The organism is Selenomonadales bacterium 4137-cl, from assembly GCA_032334055.1.
GTDB lineage: Bacteria > Bacillota > Negativicutes > Sporomusales > UBA7701 > Anaeroselena > Anaeroselena agilis.
Genome location: JAUOZS010000001.1, coordinates 3,571,950 through 3,590,118 on the forward strand (window position 1 = coordinate 3,571,950; position 18,169 = coordinate 3,590,118).

Annotated in this window: 16 protein-coding genes; all 16 read right to left on the reverse strand. The window is 49.1% G+C overall.

All coding sequences use genetic code 11. The annotated features are described in order from the left end of the window. Positions 1-116 precede the first annotated feature (116 nt). Positions 117-1,361, reverse strand: a complete 1,245-nt coding sequence (locus Q4T40_18580) for a site-specific integrase (protein ID MDT8903246.1) — start codon at positions 1,359-1,361, stop codon at positions 117-119. Positions 1,362-1,579: 218 nt separating this feature from the next. Continuing rightward, positions 1,580-1,912, reverse strand: coding sequence for a septation protein SpoVG family protein (locus Q4T40_18585; GenBank protein MDT8903247.1), 333 nt, complete (start codon positions 1,910-1,912; stop codon positions 1,580-1,582). A gap of 60 nt (positions 1,913-1,972) precedes the next feature. Continuing rightward, entirely contained in the window at positions 1,973-3,169 is a 1,197-nt protein-coding gene (locus Q4T40_18590; protein MDT8903248.1) for a phage major capsid protein, read from the reverse strand. A gap of 136 nt (positions 3,170-3,305) precedes the next feature. Continuing rightward, complete coding sequence (locus tag Q4T40_18595; GenBank protein ID MDT8903249.1) at positions 3,306-4,517, reverse strand: phage portal protein; 1,212 nt, start codon at positions 4,515-4,517, stop codon at positions 3,306-3,308. A 139-nt stretch (positions 4,518-4,656) separates the two neighbouring features. Beyond that, positions 4,657-4,959, reverse strand: a complete 303-nt coding sequence (locus tag Q4T40_18600; GenBank protein ID MDT8903250.1) for a hypothetical protein — start codon at positions 4,957-4,959, stop codon at positions 4,657-4,659. A 129-nt stretch (positions 4,960-5,088) separates the two neighbouring features. Further along, positions 5,089-7,263 carry a phage/plasmid primase, P4 family gene (locus Q4T40_18605; GenBank protein ID MDT8903251.1) on the reverse strand — a complete coding sequence of 725 codons (2,175 nt, stop codon included), beginning with the start codon at positions 7,261-7,263 and terminating at the stop codon, positions 5,089-5,091. A 467-nt stretch (positions 7,264-7,730) separates the two neighbouring features. Further along, positions 7,731-8,225: a hypothetical protein gene (locus Q4T40_18610; protein ID MDT8903252.1), complete on the reverse strand. Its 495-nt coding sequence runs from the start codon at positions 8,223-8,225 to the stop codon at positions 7,731-7,733. Positions 8,226-8,452: 227 nt separating this feature from the next. Further along, positions 8,453-8,854 carry a hypothetical protein gene (locus Q4T40_18615; GenBank protein MDT8903253.1) on the reverse strand — a complete coding sequence of 134 codons (402 nt, stop codon included), beginning with the start codon at positions 8,852-8,854 and terminating at the stop codon, positions 8,453-8,455. A gap of 8 nt (positions 8,855-8,862) precedes the next feature. Then, positions 8,863-9,819, reverse strand: coding sequence for a ParA family protein (locus Q4T40_18620; GenBank protein ID MDT8903254.1), 957 nt, complete (start codon positions 9,817-9,819; stop codon positions 8,863-8,865). Between the two features lie 391 nt (positions 9,820-10,210). Further along, positions 10,211-12,922, reverse strand: a complete 2,712-nt coding sequence (locus Q4T40_18625; GenBank protein MDT8903255.1) for a S1 RNA-binding domain-containing protein — start codon at positions 12,920-12,922, stop codon at positions 10,211-10,213. A gap of 676 nt (positions 12,923-13,598) precedes the next feature. Then, positions 13,599-14,108, reverse strand: a complete 510-nt coding sequence (gene traD, locus Q4T40_18630; protein ID MDT8903256.1) for a conjugal transfer protein TraD — start codon at positions 14,106-14,108, stop codon at positions 13,599-13,601. 19 nt (positions 14,109-14,127) lie between these two features. Further along, positions 14,128-14,415, reverse strand: coding sequence for a hypothetical protein (locus Q4T40_18635; protein ID MDT8903257.1), 288 nt, complete (start codon positions 14,413-14,415; stop codon positions 14,128-14,130). 126 nt (positions 14,416-14,541) lie between these two features. Further along, the gene (locus Q4T40_18640; GenBank protein ID MDT8903258.1) at positions 14,542-14,847 is read right to left on the reverse strand and encodes a hypothetical protein; all 306 of its coding nucleotides are present in this window, start codon (positions 14,845-14,847) and stop codon (positions 14,542-14,544) included. A gap of 13 nt (positions 14,848-14,860) precedes the next feature. After that, a complete protein-coding gene (locus Q4T40_18645) occupies positions 14,861-15,265 on the reverse strand; it encodes a type II toxin-antitoxin system HicB family antitoxin (protein MDT8903259.1) in 405 nt (134 codons plus the stop codon). Continuing rightward, positions 15,258-15,545: a hypothetical protein gene (locus tag Q4T40_18650; GenBank protein ID MDT8903260.1), complete on the reverse strand. Its 288-nt coding sequence runs from the start codon at positions 15,543-15,545 to the stop codon at positions 15,258-15,260. Before Q4T40_18650 ends, Q4T40_18645 begins: the two co-directional genes overlap by 8 nt. Before the next feature lie 303 nt (positions 15,546-15,848). Further along, positions 15,849-18,119: a MobA/MobL family protein gene (locus Q4T40_18655; GenBank protein MDT8903261.1), complete on the reverse strand. Its 2,271-nt coding sequence runs from the start codon at positions 18,117-18,119 to the stop codon at positions 15,849-15,851. Between the last annotated feature and the right edge of the window lie 50 nt (positions 18,120-18,169).

Genomic DNA, 18,169 nt, shown 5'->3' on the forward strand with positions numbered 1-18,169 from the left:
ATTTCGTAACATCATATAATTCTATTCGACAATTGAAACTACCTTCCATTCATATTGTGTTACTTGTATGATGCCAATTTCGACGTCGTACGAGATTGGCGGTTCTTATATTAAACTTAATTCATATTCAATGCTTCAAGAGCGTGGACGGCAGTCTGTTGCATGTCTGGCATCAAATGGGAATACGTGTCTAATGTCATTTGTATAGTGGAATGTCCCAGTCGCTCGCTTATAACCTTTATATTCACCCCCTGCTTTAATAGCAAGGTGGCGTGAGTATGCCGTAAATCATGAAAACAAAAATGCCGGTCCAACCCTGACTGCACTAGCATCTTCTTAAAATACCTTGTGGTAAAATTTGATGTATCCACAGGCTTCCCGAATAAGTTAGCGAATACAAGATTTTCTTTTGCATCGTATTGGTCTCCCATACCATTAATAAACCATTGCTGCTCTTTCTGGTACCGCTCAAGAGCTTTTTTGACGGCATCGGTAACTGGGATACGCCGTTTGGACCCTTTTGTCTTTGGCTCCTCAAATATCATTCCTTTAGTCGCGGAGGATACTAGTGACCGTCGAACGCTGACCACCTTCTTGGGTAAGTCTATATCGCCCCATTTTAAGCCAAACACTTCACCTAACCGCATACCCGTGTTAAGTGTCAACATCACAACTGCATAGGCCATAGCTTTATGATATTCACTGGCTGGCGACGGTTTTCGCCGCTGCTTAACCCCTAAGTAAAAGAATTCTCCTTCCTTCGCAGCCTTAAGAAGCAAGTTGGCTTGTTCTTCCGTTAGTGGCTTGATTTCTTCTTTTACCAATTGGGGAGGTTTGGTGGCATGAATAATATTTCGTGCAACTATGCCGTCTTCGATTGCCTGTTTGTACGCCATAGCTAAATACCTCCGGGTGGACCGTACTGTTGAAGTCGATACGCCAATACCAGCTCGCCCACCTTTGGTAAGCATCTCATTGAATACTTTGCGAAAGTCTTCCGGGGTTAATTTTTTTATAGGTTTGTCTCCGAGCTTGGGCTTAATATAGCTTTTGAGGCACGACTCATACTTCTCGAAGCTCTTAATCCGCACATTGGGTTTAATGCATTCCTTTAACCAATGGTCCAACCAGTCCCAAAGAGTCTTCTTGTCCGCACCGGGGACTAAACCGCTTTTTATGGTATCCTGAAACTCTTTCCCCTTTTTTGATACTTCAGTCTGGCTTTTCCCTATTATCAGCTTACGTTTGGTCTTACCCGTTGCCGGGTCCGTGTAAGGGAATTGCCCTTCCCACCTTTTACGTTTTACGTTCTCATAAATCGTCCCTTCGCCGGCGGCTCGGACCCTTGTTCGATTAGCCAATTCCTCCGATCTCCTTTGCTGGTTCAAGTAGTGTGTCAATGTTACAATTCAACCGGCGACTAATCAACTTAATTAAGAATAATTATCTCGTAATACGGAAAGTTTTCGGTTGGTTTCCAAAAAACCCGTGAGAAACGGCGCGCGCAAAAATTGAGGCCCCCCTCCGGTCCGGATTTTGGCAATTCCCGCCAACGACCCTGGGGGGCCTCCTGCATTGTTTATCCGAAGGTCAGCCGCCGGTTCGACCCGGCCGGCTTCACAGGCGGATGGTTTATCGCTGTCATCCGCTTGATATGGAATAGCTCATACTGCTCAACGCACTCAGCCCTGATCTCCTCCAGCAGCGGCTCCGTAAGAATGGAAACGATACCGTAGTAGCGGCCTTTGTTTATGCAGCACGGTAGCTCAATATCCATCACCCCGTCCTTGTTGTTGCGAATCCTTATCTGGTCGATCACCAGCACGCCATCCAGCACGACCGAGCAGAATCCCCGCAGCCCCTCATCCCGCGGCGTTGTATAGTGCCTAAACGTTGCCTTGGTTACTTTCATTCTGTCACCTCAAAAAGAAGGCGGGACCACCGACCACGATGGCCCCGCTATTTTTGTTTTTTACGCCGCGGCCTGGCTGAGCTTAACGAAGGCGTCGGCTATGATGACCTGCACGTCGCCGATCATGACGGCCTTGTAGTCGATCAGGTTCTGTTTGAAGCTCGACTCCAGGCTCTTTTCAATCGTGATCGACAGAGGCAGGTTATAGGCCAGGAAGTCGAAGCTCCCGAAGAAGAAGTTCCCGAACCCCGCGTAGTCATCCAGGATAACAGGGCGGCCAAGCAGGTAGCCGATACCTTCTGTCTGCGGATTGTTGACGAAGATCGGCTGGCCGCTGACCGTGTTGGTCATGCCCCAGACCATAGAGAATAATGTCTGGTTGCTCATGACCCACTTGGCATTGGCGCCATAGCCAGCTTTCAGGAGGGAAGCGATCCCCGTCAGGTCGGTGAACTTGGGTACCCCGCCGTTGGCGTAGGTAGCGGAGTTCGCCGCCGACCAGGCGATGCTGGCGAGGCCCGCACCGGCCGTCCCGCCGGCGCCGTTGATAAGGGCATTGTCCAGCGAGTTCATCATTACGGCGGTTAATTCATCGATCAGGTAGCTTTCCAGCGCGTCGATGCTGGTGGCCTCCGCGTTGCGGGACAGGCTAAATATCTTCACCGTCTCATTCGGCTTGAACAGGACGTTGGCTATGCTCGGAGTGTCGGAATCGACGGCGGTACCTTCGCTGTGGCCGCCAAACTGCGTCAGGCCGCTCGGCGTCGCCACAGGCACGGAAAGGTTGGACGGAATCCCAAACGACCGGGATATGCCGATGACGCCCAACTGCGCCCGAGCTTTGACGAGGATTTGATTCAGTGTCTGCGTCGGGATGACGGCCGCCATGTTGCTAGCGGCACCGAAGGTGCTGGCCCGCAGCTCCGCTTTGCCTTGGTTAAATACGCTCCGCTCCTCGTCGGTCAGGTCCAAGCCTTTTAGGTTTTTGAAGAACGCCCGGCGATACTCCTGGGTAGAGTAAACGTTGTCGTCCCGGTTCTCGGCGCCGATATTCTGAAGAGGGTTGAACGCTTTGCTGGTGCCTCGCTTCTCCGCTTGGTGGGCGACGACTTCCTCCAGGGCGGCAAGTTCTCTCTCGATCTCTTCTAGGTTAGCGTCATGATTGGTCCGCAGTTCATTCCGTATGGCAAGCTTGCGGGCCTCGATTTGGGAGCCGGTCAGGTTCTTGTGCTTGTTGAAGTATTCGGCTACAGTCATTGTTACACGCTCCGTTTTTGAGTGATACGCCGTGCTTGCGGGACGTGCCATCCCCGGCGCTCGGTATTTCGCACGATCTATACGCCACCGCCCATCTGGTCCGTCGCTTTGGCTATCCAGCCGCCGCACAAAGGCTTTACTGCTCGCTTTCCTCTCCAGGTCCGCCAGCAGGTTGTTTGAACTTGTAGGAGAGCTGGTACGCGTTGATGATGGCTTGGTCAACGAAGTTAAGGCTCTGGAGGCACTTCTGGCCTTCGGGGCCTTCGATCTGCGGGAGGCCGAGGATTTGTAGCGCTTGGTTCTTGTTGAGGACGCCAAGCGGCATGATCTCCTTAATGGCATTGATCTTGTCCGCCATAGAGGCGAAGGCCATACGGCCGGCTGTTTCGACCGTAATCCGGTTGTCATTTGCTATTTCCCTCTCTGTGAGCAGAGCCACGGACAGCCCGATTCCCAAGGAACGTGCAAAGGGCAATATGGTCGATTCAACGAAGTTGCTATATTCTTCCGCCGTATAACTCCCGTCCACAATTTTGGCGTTCACCCCAAGGTAGGCGTAAATCTTGGAAGCTACCGCCTGCTGCTCGGGAGCATTGACCGAGTAGGGCGGTATGTCGAGTTGCTGGAAGGTGGCCTTGGCATCGATTGACGCAATCCCGTTGTTGGCTCTTAGCGATTCAGTGAACTTCTTGCGCTGGGCTTCTATGTCTTCCGGCCGTAGCGTTTGCACGAAGGATAATAGCCCCCTGGGGCTTTGCACCTGGCCGATGCCGGCTATTAGGCCCTGCGTCTGGTCGCTGGCCAACTGAATCGCCGGCGTGATGGACTGGTTGGTCTCCGACAGCAGGTCGTTCTGCATGGGCATCCGCTTTAGGTGGATTAGGTCACGGTAGGGAAGGGTGGAGCAGTTACCGTTCTGGAAGATAAACCGCACGTAAAGGTCCGTCTTATCACTCACGAACTCGGCTGAGGATGGCGCCACCGGCCAGATAGCCTGTAGACTGCCGGTGTCCCAATGCGGCCAGAGCCAGAGGTCGTTCTTGGAGAAATATAGGGCGGTTATTCGATACAGCCACTCTTGGGTATTGCTGTACGGCGTGGGCCGAAGCCCCAAGACCCTATTGATTTGCGCATCGCCAGGCGCCCGATTTCCTTCCTCCCCAACAACGGCCTGAACGGTAAGCTTGGATGCGGCTTTGGCGACGGCGTTTACCCCCGCCAGGAATATGTCGGAATTGCTTAAGCCGCCGTAGCTCTTGAAGGCTAGCCCCGATGGCAGGGTCACTATCGACGTCTGCTCTGTCGGCGCCGGCCTCGTGAACAGGTTCTTGAGAAGTTGAAATGCCATGAGTTGCTCCTTTCGTGCCTACCGTTTGCATTTCGCTTCAAGGTATTCACGCAGAGAGGCCGCAGCTTTTTGTAGCCACGGCCTCACCTTGTGATCCCTTACGCTTTTTTTGTTTGCCTGATTACGTAGCATGTATTCGTTATACCTGGTGTATAGGCCCATCTTCCGCCCTCCCATAAATCGCGACCAGGCAGTCTAGTTTGGACTTTAGTTCAGGCAACGAAGCTATACCAAATACGGACTCAACAATACGTATGGCACCTTCCGTTTGCCAGACGTGGATGTCGATGTTGTTTCGTCGCCGGCAATAAAACCCGCAGACTTCGATGTCGTAGCCGTTGCCAAGATCACGGTAAACGCATTCACACCCGTCGATCACCCTCATGCAATAGTCGGTGCCGAGAAAGTCCAGAGCAGCGATTAACCGTCTACTGATAGCCATAATAATACCTCCAGTTTTGAAATAGTGACAAAATGACAAAAGTTCCACGATTTCACCCGGTGTTCTGTATGATTTTCTCCATAGGGGGAAGGTAGAGATTTTTGTCATTCTTGTCACTTTGTCACTTTTCTAAATAACAGCCTCTTTAATTCCAGCCCAAACCCATCCGTAGTTCTTCTTGTTCTTGACGTATTGCTTCGCTTCCATCATTCGGCCAAAGGTGGCTGCGCTTCCCGGCATATGGCCATTGTTGTAGCACCATGCCTTGTAGGCTTGGTAGAATGACCGAACAGGTGCCTCACATCGCAGCCCTTTTTCGCATTCATCCTCGAAAAATTGCTCCAGGGTATCGCACTCTTGGCGGTATTGTTCGGTCCCCTGGATGACAGCATCAGGTTCCCGCAGCCCTTCCCGCTGCCACTCCATGCAACCGGTGACGGCCCATGACAAGACTTCCGATAACACGACCGGGTCACGCAACCGCTCCTTGAGCGTGCTGTCGCGGCCTTGGCCGTCGCGGAACTGCTGCGTAAAGGGCACAATCAGAAACCGGCGCCAGATGCCCTCGTCAGTACCTCTAATCCGAGGAACGTGGTTCGTTGATAGCCAGAGCTTGAAAGCCGGCATGAAGTTAAAGGGATCGCAGCGCAGGCGCCGGGCTGTGAGGCGATCACCGCCTGTCAGAGCCTTTACCTTGGCTTCGTCCAATATCCGGCCCTGGCCCGTTTCAGAAGCCAACAGGAGCCTCACACCCGGTAATTTCGCGATCTCAGGGGTGGGCTCACTGCCTGTACTGGTCGTCTTATTTTGGAGCAAGACCTCGACGGCCAGAGTATCTGAGTAATCTCCCAGCGTGGCGCCCAACGTCTCCGTCAGGGTACCTTTGCCCGCTCCGCCATCACCGTGGAGAACCAGGAACTTCTCCTCTCGCACGCTCCCGGTAAGCGAGTATCCGGCGAACCGCTGAACGAAGGCCCGAACGTCCGGGTCCGGTAATATTGCCGTTACCGTTTGCTCCCACAGCCCGCGGGGCGAATCCGGCCGATACTCGGCCGCGCAGATGCGGGTCATAAGGTACTGGGGATTATGTGGAAGCAGGCGGCCGGTGCGTAGGTCAACAACACCGTTCTGGCAGTTGAGAAGCCAGAGGTCGGTATCTAGCTCATCCGGCCTTACCGGTACCAGGCTCTGGGCTAGCTCGATCATTGCCGTTATACGGGACCTTGTTTCCGACGACTTTGCCCATTTCTCTAGCGTATCATCACCGGCTACTGTTGCCGCCTTTCGGGTCTGGACAAGGACCTCCTTCGCCATCTCGACGATCCGGCCCGTGCTATCCATCGTCCATCGTTTTTTGTCCCAGATCAGCCATGCCCGCATGGCAAAACAATACCGAAGGCGGCTGCCATAGACGGCAATAAGGCGTTCGCTGTTGCCGACATCAGTTTGCCGGAAGACGCGGAGATCGGGTGTTTCACCGGAGGATGTAATGACCCGCTTAGGCTCGTAGCGTGCCGCCGAGCGGGCGATGGTTTCAACCTCTTTCTCCTTAAGGGGAGGATTACATCGGTCTTTGTTCGCCTTCAGTAACGCGGCAAGAATCTCGCTGGATGAAAACCCACTATTGCGGAGAGAGCAGCCCATCCGGAATAAGGTGTCGTTACGACTTCCCTCCGGTATTTCCTCTGGGCTCTCCTGTTTCTTGGTCGTTATGGTTTTTGTTGCTGCAGCTACCAGCCAGGCCGGGGCGTCGGCAATCGGAATGTCGCCCGGGTAAAAGGCCGGGTCCCAGGCGTAGCATCGTCCAGACTTGTGAAGGCTTGGAGCGGCTACGATATATCCGCCGTCGCCGCGCACGTCGATCTTGGGTCCAATCTTTCCGGATGAGTTTGGGATATGGGTACCGTTGTGCCGGAATAGATAATGCCGGCCACCGCCGCCCGTCTGGGCTTCGACTGTGTCCGGCAAAGGACTGTGATCCTTTATCAATTCTTCGAGCGCATCGCGACCAATATCTCCGTCGATATCAAGGACCCAAAGACCAGACTGTCCGCCAGTCGCGATTCCGATGTTGGCCGTCAGCCACCAGTTCCACCACTTTCGTATCTGGGCGGGGTCTGTAGTGGCGTCCTTCAGTCCATTCACTGTCCTCGGGTGTTTGCCGATTCTGTCGCAGTTTGGATTCCCGCAAGTACAATGACCGTCTTTGTCAGGAGTATGGACCGGAAACACTGACCAGCCCAGGGAGGCATAAAAAAGCGCTGCCTTCAACCTGTCGTCCTGAGCAGTAGCAGCGTTAAGCATCTCTTACACCCTCGTTCCGTATCGCGTTTACCGCTTTCCGGGGCGTAGGGTCCCACTTCCCAAAAGCGTTCTTCGCGTCCAGGGCCTCCTCTCTAGGCTTGCGCCTCCTGTTGGCGCGTTGTCGTTCTCTTTGAGCCTTACTGCAGGGCATTATTAATACACCTTTCTTGGGTTCGTTCCTTAGGAACCCCCCTAATCTCGACGATCGCTAGGTCGGATTGACTGTAGGCTTATTAAGTTTTTCGTCCACCCACCAAGCCGGCACGAATAACCGTCGACCGACCCTTACAGTCGGTACCGCCCCCGTCGAGCAGGCTTTATATAAGCCGGCGCGGCTCATGGGGAATGGGCCACCATTTTCCGCCAGTAGCTCAAACAACTCATACAGTTTCTTCTCATTCATCTGCTCTTCACCCTTTACATAGAATTCATTGGTTCGATGTAAGGCCAAAAAAAATCGAGACCGTTTAATCCCTTTTCAATTTTTTCGAGGCGTATAGAAACGCATCAACCCACTTCTTCTTTAACCACGGTTCAGCGTCAAAACCGCCCAAAATCCACTCAAACTCAAATGCGCCCTTTTTAACGATATTCCCGCGCTTACTCAAAACAGATAGTCTTTTCTGATCGTCTTCACTTACGTGTTCAGGATAATCCCCCTTTCTTATCTCCATTATTAGTATCATCCGGATAAAACTAATGGCTTGCGGAGAAATCTTAGGCATTTTTCCGCCGAATACTTCTCTTTCACGGTCTTGGCCGTATTCCCCGTGCATTAACGCCCATGCAGCGTAGGTTTCTTCGGTTGTCCCCGGAGGATAAATCGCAAATGCGCCACCAGGTCCACCACCACCCCTGTGGGCTTGTGGAATATGCCCACGTTCTTCATACTTCAAAAAACCCCGCCGGGTCAACTCGACCCCCAGTGTCGACAAAGCTTTCAGTTCCTCATCTGGGTTCAAACTTTATCCCTCCTTTCATGGAACTAATTGGTTCTATGTAAATTATACTGCCTCCCAATCTTGGCCGTCAAGTGTTTTCCTTTGAGTATGTTTAATAACTTCTTGTATTGCTTTACTCCGCTGCCTTCCTAACAAAAAAACGGCCTCCAGGCAGGTGCCTGAAGGCCGCGTCGTTACTGGGGGAGGAAAGGCAGGTCCTAAAAGAATCTCAAGCATTATCCAAAAGACTATTTTTGTACTGCCTGAGCCGCTGTAACAGTCTCCTTGTTTCTATTAGCCATTTTATCATGTAAAGCGATAAATGAATAGTGATTTGCAATTGTATCTATGATCGTGCCTTTCGTTTCTTCTTTGCGAACTTTAAGGTTTGCGAATTTACTCAGTGTAGTTAGGTCAGTCTTATTATATGCATTCAAATATGTTATTATTTCGTCCCTACTAGACATATTCGATATTGCGTAGAGAACTTCGTCCATCTCAAAGTGTCTTGTTTCTTTGCCAATTTTCTCGTTTTTATCTAACAAACGACCATGAATATCATCCAGCATCTCTTTAAAAGTGCTATTTTCATATAGTTTTAGAATCTCAAGTATTTTTTCAGCCAAAAGTATAATCTGTTTGATTTTCATGCTCTCACCTACTTAATCCGAGCTAAAAATTCTTTTGTTATATTTATTAACGCTTCACTTTGTTTCTTTGCGTTTGCATTTTTGTCTTTATATGCGTAAACAGGATATCCAGATGCTGATGCTTTGGGAATCCCATCTCCATTAGTTAAGTAGTTTTCAAAAACTTGATTAGGAAAAATATTCTTCAGTGTAGTCAAAACATTACTTTGCGAGTCTTTGGGTTCCTGAGAATATTCTCTAACATTATTAGAAACAATTCCTGCTAAATTAGTTTCATGAAAGTTGGCGTCAGAACCGGAAAACGCTTTATTCAGGTCTTTCACCTTATGAGTAATTGACAAAATACCATATGATGATAGTTTATCTAATATTGTAGGGATTAGATAGTAGTCACTCTCGTATAATGCATTTTGCGTTATAAAATTTAAATTTGGAGGACAATCGAAGAAGATAAAATCGTATTGGTCTTTTACTCCCTTTAAGATATTATGAACTATGCGAAATTTATATATATCCTTATTCATTAAATTGGCTTTGAAACTTGGTTTAGCATAAACAGCGATATCCATGTCCGTGTAGATCAAGTCAGGGTGTGACACTAGCAAATCTACATTAGTGTAAATATACCCCTCACTGGACCGTACAGATTTTTTCAAAATATATTGACTTAAATCCACATTTGCATTCTCATCGACCAAAAACTTCTCAAACAAATCTTTGATTGTACCAATTTTGTCGGTAAATACCTTCTTTTCAAAAATGTCATCGCTTAGACATGATATCGAAAGGTTACATTGAGCGTCAAGGTCGACTAGGAGGACCTTAGGTGAGGTGTCAGTTCCCAGAAGCTCAGACAGATTAGTTTCGGATAGCTCCTGAAGGCCGGTCCCCAAGTGATGCGTGAATGTCGTCTTTCCAACACCACCCTTCCAATTAATAACACTAACTACTTTAGTATTGCCCATTATTAATTCCCCCAACCTATATAATTGTAAGTAGAGTGTTAATTTTAAAATATTTCCATAAAAAACGAAATATACCTTCACTCATTCTATCTTTTCTATCCTGTTATACCCTCTATTGCCTTCCTTAACTGCCTTCCTAAAGAAAATGGCCTCCAGGCAAATGCCTGGAGGCCGCGATTTTACTGGAGCGGGCAACGAGATTCGAACTCGCGACCCACGGCTTGGGAAGCCGATGAAGACCTTTTCTGTTTAAATCCTATAATGCTTTACACCCAGGGAGAAATCTTTATGCTGCCAAGTGTTTGAGACTTTGACGGTGTGGCCAACAGTATCCAATCACTGCCGTTCTCGCCCATGCGTTGCACCCATGTTGCACCAAAAGACTTGCGCACTACTTTACATAATTTTGTTTTGTTGAAAGAGCGACATACTCTAATTGAACACTTTTATGGAGAAAGTCAAACTCTAATACTTTGCAAATTATATAATCGCCAATATTTAGCTGCTCATAATTATCTGAAGACAGATTGTACTTCTGTTCGAGTATCGATAAAAATCCTTTAATTTTATTCTCAACATGACAATTTATAGAGTTTCTCTTTTTGTTGGTGACAACTGCTTCTACAACCGTCCCAACCGGGAATTCCTCTGTGAAACCAAATACTTGTCTTGCTTCTGAATCGCTATCAATAAGTCGTTTTATTGCATTATAAGATATATTTAAATCAATCGAGTTTAAGTAAGTACCATCCTTTAGATATACAGACGGCGAAGTAATAAACTCTTTCCTATAGTCTATTAGATAACCGATCATATCAAGTGCAGTTGCTATAGACGAGATCTTTTCTAAATATACAGGAGATGATAATCTGCGGGAAATTCTAATCATTATTTCACTATTTTTATATAACGTATTTTCCGCGCAAGTTGCCAAATATGTTACATTTTCTAATAAATCTAGATGAACTGAGCCTGAAGGCGATATTTTGACTAGATCCTCATTTGCTATATCAAAAGATTGGCTTTCGGCAAAAATCAATTCCCTTTTTGATAGGACAGCAATTTCCCTCATAGTTATCTCGTCTTTATGTCCAAATAACTCCAGATCAGCAACAATATCTGCTACTCTATGGTAACCCTTGACACGACTTGGACCTTCAACGTTTAGTTTATCTTTTAGCCAGGATAAAATATCTATTCTCACGAAAGGATCAGGTAAATCATCCGTATACTTTGAAGAAAATAGATTTACGAAATTTGACTTCTCTTCATCAAAATATTTTCGGTTTTTTCTTAACAATGTATTGAGTATTATATGTTGTGGTAGGCTATATTGTTCTTCATATTCATTACCAGAAACTCTAATCATAAATATATCCTGAGCTTTAACATGTCCACTCTTGCAGAAATTAATAAATAATTCAATACCATCTCGTATACTTCTATTAGATAAGTTATAGAAAATTTTCAACGTCAATCGATCGTTTCTGATCGATTGTAATATCTTTTTAAAATATTGTATTTGCTCATTCTTTTCTATATGAATTGTAATTCCATTTTCCAGCGTGTAAGTTGTTGCTTCGTTTAATTTATTTGCATTAATGCGCAAAATGTATTCTAGTCTTGCCTGTAATACCTTAAATAAATCAGGAGGGTCTATTCTAAAAACTAAGTCTTTTACTACTGTATCAAGTGGCGGCGTATTTCGATAATTATCATATGTTGTATCTCTCAATGGCAAAAGAATTAAGCACTTAAAAGTATCTCTTAACCATTGAGCAACATCAAACATTAGAAGCTGTTGCTCGGCTAGTAATTTATCGCAGTTATCCAAAACCACAATAGGAATCTTTGTGTGCGTTTCTTTTAAATACTTTATATAAGATTTTAACTTAATTTGGTTATTATTTGTGCAATTTACTAAAACAGAATATAATTCTTGATTATATTTATCCGGTGTCGAACTTAATAATGCTCCCAAGCCTTTCTCGAACTCTTTTATTTCCTTTTTAAATACCTTTTTAATTGTTTCAAATTCTGTGAAGTCTATTTCCGAGTGATTATCTTGAATCCTTTGTATTGTGGCATCAATAATCCAGTCATATATTTTATCCTTATTTCCTGGAGCGTTATTCATGTTAATAAAAATAAATTCACATTGGTTGTACAACTCAATATGATTAACTTTCAAAAATACTTCCTTAAAATGCCTTATAAAAGTTGTTTTACCGCTCCCTTTAGTTCCAATAAATAGCATCAAAGAATAATTATCATTTTTTAATTCAATATGTTTATTTATTTTCTGTACTATCTCTTCCGGGTTATCAGTAGATATAAGAGTAGAATTGACCTCGCTTGGTAATTTAAATTTCTTTATTTCCTTAAACAGGGGTTCTGCGTGCTGTTCTCGTTTAGCGGAAGCCACGTAAGCATTATTAACGATTTCGATTCTGTCATCCTCTGTTTGAGGATCGAAAATGTTTCTATTTTCAAACACAAGAGTTCTACCATACTCATTTTCAATTAACTCTTGATCTTGGACTCTTTTACCACCAAGTTTTGATACAGGAGTATTATACAGTGCTTTTCCTTTAATGTCAGAATAATATTTATCAACAATAGAATTTAGTGTATCCTTCGAACAAAACTCGATTAAATTAACAAACGCTTTACTTCCAACAAATACTTCATCAAAATTTAGTTTAACTATTGGATCTGCTTGATCAAAATAACCGGTCCAAATTTCTCGTCCATTACACACCATTATCTTTTCACAAACATTTAGTTTATGCTTAAATTCAGAATTTATTTCATTAGCATAAAGTCTTGCTTCTGAGAACGCTTTTGTAAGATCCTCATTGGGTCCTTTAGCTTCAACCACCATCATAGGTATTCCACGCAAACTTATTAAATAATCAGGAAAATAGTAATGCTGTTTACTACCCTTATCAATAAGTACTTGACGTATTATGGTTTTTGTTCTTATGTCCGATGGCTTATAGCCTAACCCTAAAGGATTACTATTAGTCAACATCGGGAAGATAAACTTTTGTTCAATATCGCTCTCGGTTACTAAATCAGACAGATCACAGTATAGAGACATTACTATCCCCCCGAGTTAATATTCTCATCAACTTGTCTATTTTTAAGCTTTTGCCCGTTAGGTAATATTTCCATTTATTAATCAAAGCTCCTTCTGTGTCGATTTATTTCGCCTTACATTTTGTCTATAAAACAGATGATTTATAGACACAAAATTTCTTATCCATAAAGCCCGACTTTAAAGGATTTCTCAATAGCTTTGGGAAGCCAGGTTTTATAGACAGGAACCAAGCGTGTAATTTCCAAATTTAAAGACAGGCTAACTGTCATAATTGCGATTCCTTAAAATCAACTCCCGTGCCGTCCAACGGCACGGGAGTTCTTATTTGCAACTCGCAATTCTAATTATGACAGATAGATTGTAATCGGTAAAAAGGTTATCGATGCTTAAAAGTGTCATAGTTTATTATCAAAAAGAAGGACTAACCCACGTCCGGTTAGTCGAGAATCGGCTCTATCTAGCACCACTGAAGCACAAGGCCCCAGGTGACACCTATAATATACACCCGGTTATTGCCTAAGTCAAACTGGCATACCAGCTCCTTCGAATCCTATCCCATTATATCTCTACTAAGTGATGAATGGCGTTATTCTAGTCCTGGTGATAGGCCCAAGGAGCGACGCTGCATTGGAGCCGGAAAATCGCTCCTACGGCCTCCTAGGCAACCAAAAACTATTTAACCCTCGTCCTCGGGCGCGATATACTTACACGCCGGGTATTGATCGCAGCCTAATTTCCCGCCGAGCTTCTCGCGCGGAACTATGTGCCCTTTTCCGCAGGCCGGGCAGATCGGCGCGTCACCATAGGCCGGCTCTAGCGGCTCTGGTGTAATCGGCGTCCGTCGCCTTTTAGCCTCGGCCGCCTTTGCCCGTGTTATCCGTTCTGCCTGGCCCTGGCTCTTCCAAACGGCCAGGATGGGGGGGTTATCGTTATGTTTGAGTTCTCGAACGACGTATATTAGGCCGCCCAGGAGCATATCGAGATCATCGGGCCGCAGCCCTTCGGTCTCAAACGCTATGCGCATAAGCCCCCCAAGCTCTATTTTGTCCCTCGTGTCCGCTTTCCTGGCGACTTTATTTGCGTTGGCCGATCTGACCTTAATTTCGCGGTCAATCTCCGCCCGGCGCTTTCTCAGGCTTTCAATTCGCGCGGCTTCGCGCGTAGCAAAAGTGCTAATACTACTCACCTCTTTCTCGTCTAGTTTCTCAGCCGGCCGCCAGCGTGAGCAGATCGGCGCGGGAAAGTTGTAACCCATCGGCCAGGCCCTGGGCGTAACATTCATCGTACAACACGCTCGCCATAGCCTCCCCTGCGGCCTCCAGTTCGCGGGCGACCGTCGGACCGCACCGGCGAGCAACCTCCTCCAGAGCCGAGCAATAGCGGCCCTGGGCCTCGTGGTATTCCGGGTTACTCCTCGGCGCGAACGTGGCCAGCACGTCGCTCGTCCTCACCCTGGCCAGTTTACCCATGATCTCACCCTTGGTTAGTTCCATACAATGCCTCCCTTTAATTTGCCCGGAGGCCGGCTGCCGTGCTATTATTATGGCAAGGCAGCCCCGGCCCCGTTCGGGTGTTGTTCTGATAAGGAGTCGCCTGACTTTCGACGGTGGGGCGGCTCCTTAGTCATTCGGTTTCGGTGCGGCTAGTCCTTGCAATAACGCCATAGCTACCGCGTATTCAAAAGGGGTTTCTTGCTTGACTATGAACTTTTCGATGAGGGCGACGCACATATCAACGCTCAAATGAACCTCAACGCAAACCATCTTTTCCTCGGGGATCTGATTACGGAAGCGTTCTTTCCCTCTTGTTACCTGCAGGTGCTTGAATTTTCCCCGAACTAATTCCAGTTTCTTAACGTCGGTGCTCGCCGATGTAAAATCAAGCTCTATCGCGTTAATAATGACCGCCGGATTAATTTCAGCCATAATTCACCCTCTTTTAATCACTCGGTTTTACGAGCTTCACAAGCTCCTTCGGCCCCGGTCGGATGACTGTCATCGGCGACGGCAGCGGTATTGTGTCACCGCCCTGGCGGGAACATTTCAGATAGAGCGTCAGAGCTTCGGCCGCCCTGGCCAGCGCCTGGTCTTCGTCGGCCGCGCAACTTATACAGCCGGGAAGATCGGGAAAAACCACTGTTACGCCGTCGCCGGCGCGGGAGAATACGGCCGGGTAGTAAAATTCGCGGCTGCCGTCTGGATTTAAACGGTAGATTCGGCCCTCCTCGTCAGCGTGGCTTGTTGCCAGGCCGGAAGCGTGGGCCTGGCTGATCGCCGCCCTGGTCGCGCTGCCGAGGAGCTTTTCCTGCTCGTAGGCCGCTAGGGTCCAAAAATTTTTACTCACCGTCGCCGTCCTCCTCCAGATCGCCAATCAACAACTCATCATCACCGGCAGCGGCCATGACCGCCAGGGCCGGCCCCCAGCCGGCGCGGGGCAGCTTGTCGGGATTATACGCGTATTCGCGTGGCCCGGTCTTGACGATCACGCCGGCTGCCTCGGCGGCGCGGATATGATCGACGGTGGCCCGAATCCTCGCCAGCTTTTCCGCTTGATAGTGTTGCCTGCTGATTCGGCGGGCCTTGATGATCTGACGCCGCCGAGGGGTCTTTTTCGCCCTGCCCAATCATACCAACCCCTTGTATTTCGTGGCTTAGAAGGCTTCCTAGGAGGCCGTTTTTTTGTGGCCAAGCCCGGTTATTTGCAAAACATGCTCTAGGCGACGAAATCCAGCCGACCATGGCCGCGATAGCCAACGACCGGCGAAGCGATTCGCGCCGGTGCAACCCTTGATTACAGTTTCCCCGCCGGGGATCTCATCCGTCAAGGATTATAAACCGCCTCGCGGCGCTGCGCGTCCTTGACAGATGAGATCCCCGGCGGGTACGGTCTGGCCAAGGGTTGCCGGCGGCCCCTGCGCTTTCCGGGGTTATTCTCGCTCCAATCCCCTGTTTTGCCCGTGGTCGTGTTCGGACGTGTCTGCGTAATCGCCCAGGTCTTGGTGCAGCGCCGATATTCTCAGATTTAACCCGCCCTTGCCGTGGCTCTCAGCGCGGTTTAGGTCGGCGACGATATTATTGAGCGCCCGCCCGATCTGCGGCGCTGGGGCCGCGTTTTTACCGTTCCGGTCGTGGCTTCTCATTAGGGCACGTTGGACCGCCTTAAACTCCCCGTCTTTTGTGCTAAAAACATCTATTTTTTGCTCGACCGTCGCCCGCCTGGATTGCTCCTGGTTGTCTCTGCCCCGTATTTCGAGGAAATAACTGTTTATTGGGCCAAGATCGGCTTTGGCGATAGCTCGTATTTCCGCCTTTTTCTCTTCCAGCGTCCTTGCCGCTGCGTCCCGAAATTTGACGAGGTTTTCGAGCTTGTCGCCCACCGTCCCGGCCACTTTGGCCGTTTCGTACGCCTTTGTCGCTTCGGCGACCTTGGTTTCCAGCGCCTTAATTACCGGGTCGTGTTCGCGTAAAACGTTATCGTGGTGCCAGTTCCAAGCCATATCCTTGATCTCGTCCCTGGTCAAACCCTTTGCTGGCAGCGTCGAAAGCTCATTTTTGAGATCACGCAAATGCGCCCCGCAGGCGGCGCGGGCGCGGACTATCTTTTCTAGCGCTTCGGCATGGCCTACCTCGCCAGCCTCAATCTTGGTGGCCAGCGCCCGTAAATCTGTCTCTATTGCTTGCGCGGCGGCGGCGCGGCTTTGTATTTCGGCGGCCTTCGCGGTCTTAGCCTTTTCAACCTCCAATGCCTTGGCCAGCTTGGCGGCCCGCTGCTCCTGGGCGGCGTCTTTCACCGGCGCCGGTGCTGGCCGCTGCTCGGCCTCGATGGCCCGCCGCTGCGTCTTTTCGCGTTCCAATTGCGTTAAAATCTCGCCGGCCTGGGCTGCCAGGGTGACCGGGTCAGCGAGATCGCCGGCAACATGGGCTTTGCTGGGCATATACTCGTGATTCTCCGGCAATGCCAAGGTACTGCGCAGCTTTTCGACTTCCCCCCAAGCGGCCTGATTGCCGCCCGCGCGATCGATTTCCCGCACGGCGTCAGATGCGGCGTAAAATACTTCTGCGTAACTGACGGCCTGGCCGTGGGCTTTTACTATCCGTTTTTCCGCTGCCGCTCTGGCGATGGCCGCGGCATCTTTCTCGCGGCCGATGCGACCGGCCTTGATGCCGGTTATCTTCTCTACGCGCTGACGGTCCCGCTCGGCGATATCGCCGGCGATCTTCGCGATCTCTGCCTGGGCCTCAGGGGTGGCCAGTTCTTTGGTTAATTCGGCCTGCCGAAGCTCGGTCAGTAGGCGGGCCTTGTAATTTTCGTGCCGTGCGTCCGCCAAGCGGTCAAGTTCGGCCTGCTGGGCCGCGCTCGGCCGCTTGCCTTTAAGCTGCTTTGCCAGCGCCCGCTCTTCTTTGCGGAGGCTGTAGTCCTCCTTTTTGAGGTCCCACACTTCGTTTTTTAGCTCACGGCCCAGGCCATGCGTGTAACGATGGAGGGCGATCTTCTCGATCTCCTCATCAGTTAACGGAGGCCGATCCTTTGTCCTGGCGCGGTCCGGTCCAAGGTGCTGCTCGGGTTCGCGGTCAAGCTGGGTCGCCTTTTCGTGGTCGCCGGCTTCCAGGGCGGCTTGTCGCTGATCGACGAGGCTGCGCATGTCGATACGGGCCTCATGCCCGTTATTCTCTAGATGGCGGTTACATGTGCGCTCCCATTCTTCGCGTATCCGAGGAATAGCGTCTAAGTCGTGCCACATGACGCGGTCTTTTCTGGCCCCGTGGGCGGCCGGGTCGGGCTGCTGCCTGGTCGGGTCTTTATATTGCTTAGCGGCCTCGCTGAAATATACTTCCGGCGCTCTTTCGATTCCGTCCCTTCGCCTGTCCGAAAACATTATATGAGCGTGGGGGTTATCCTTCTGACCGTCAAGCCGCCCGACGTTGCTATGATAGGCCCACTCATACGGGAAGTCTTCGCCGAAGACCTGGTGGCAATAATCCTTGATGAGCTCGATGTTTTGCTGCTCGGTAAGCTCGACCGGGAGGGCTATCCTTATCTCGTGGTACGTTCTGCCGTTACTTCGCTCGTAGGCGTCGGCTGCCGCCCAGAAGTCGCGTGGGTTTGTCGCGGCCCACTCCGGGGCGTTCTCCATCTCCTCTGACTTGGCAACCAGTTCCTCGGCTTTCTCTCCGTGGCCATATTCGCCTTGTCTCATGATATAATCGCGGTGCGCTACTGCCGGGGTTACATTGCCGGTGCGGTCTA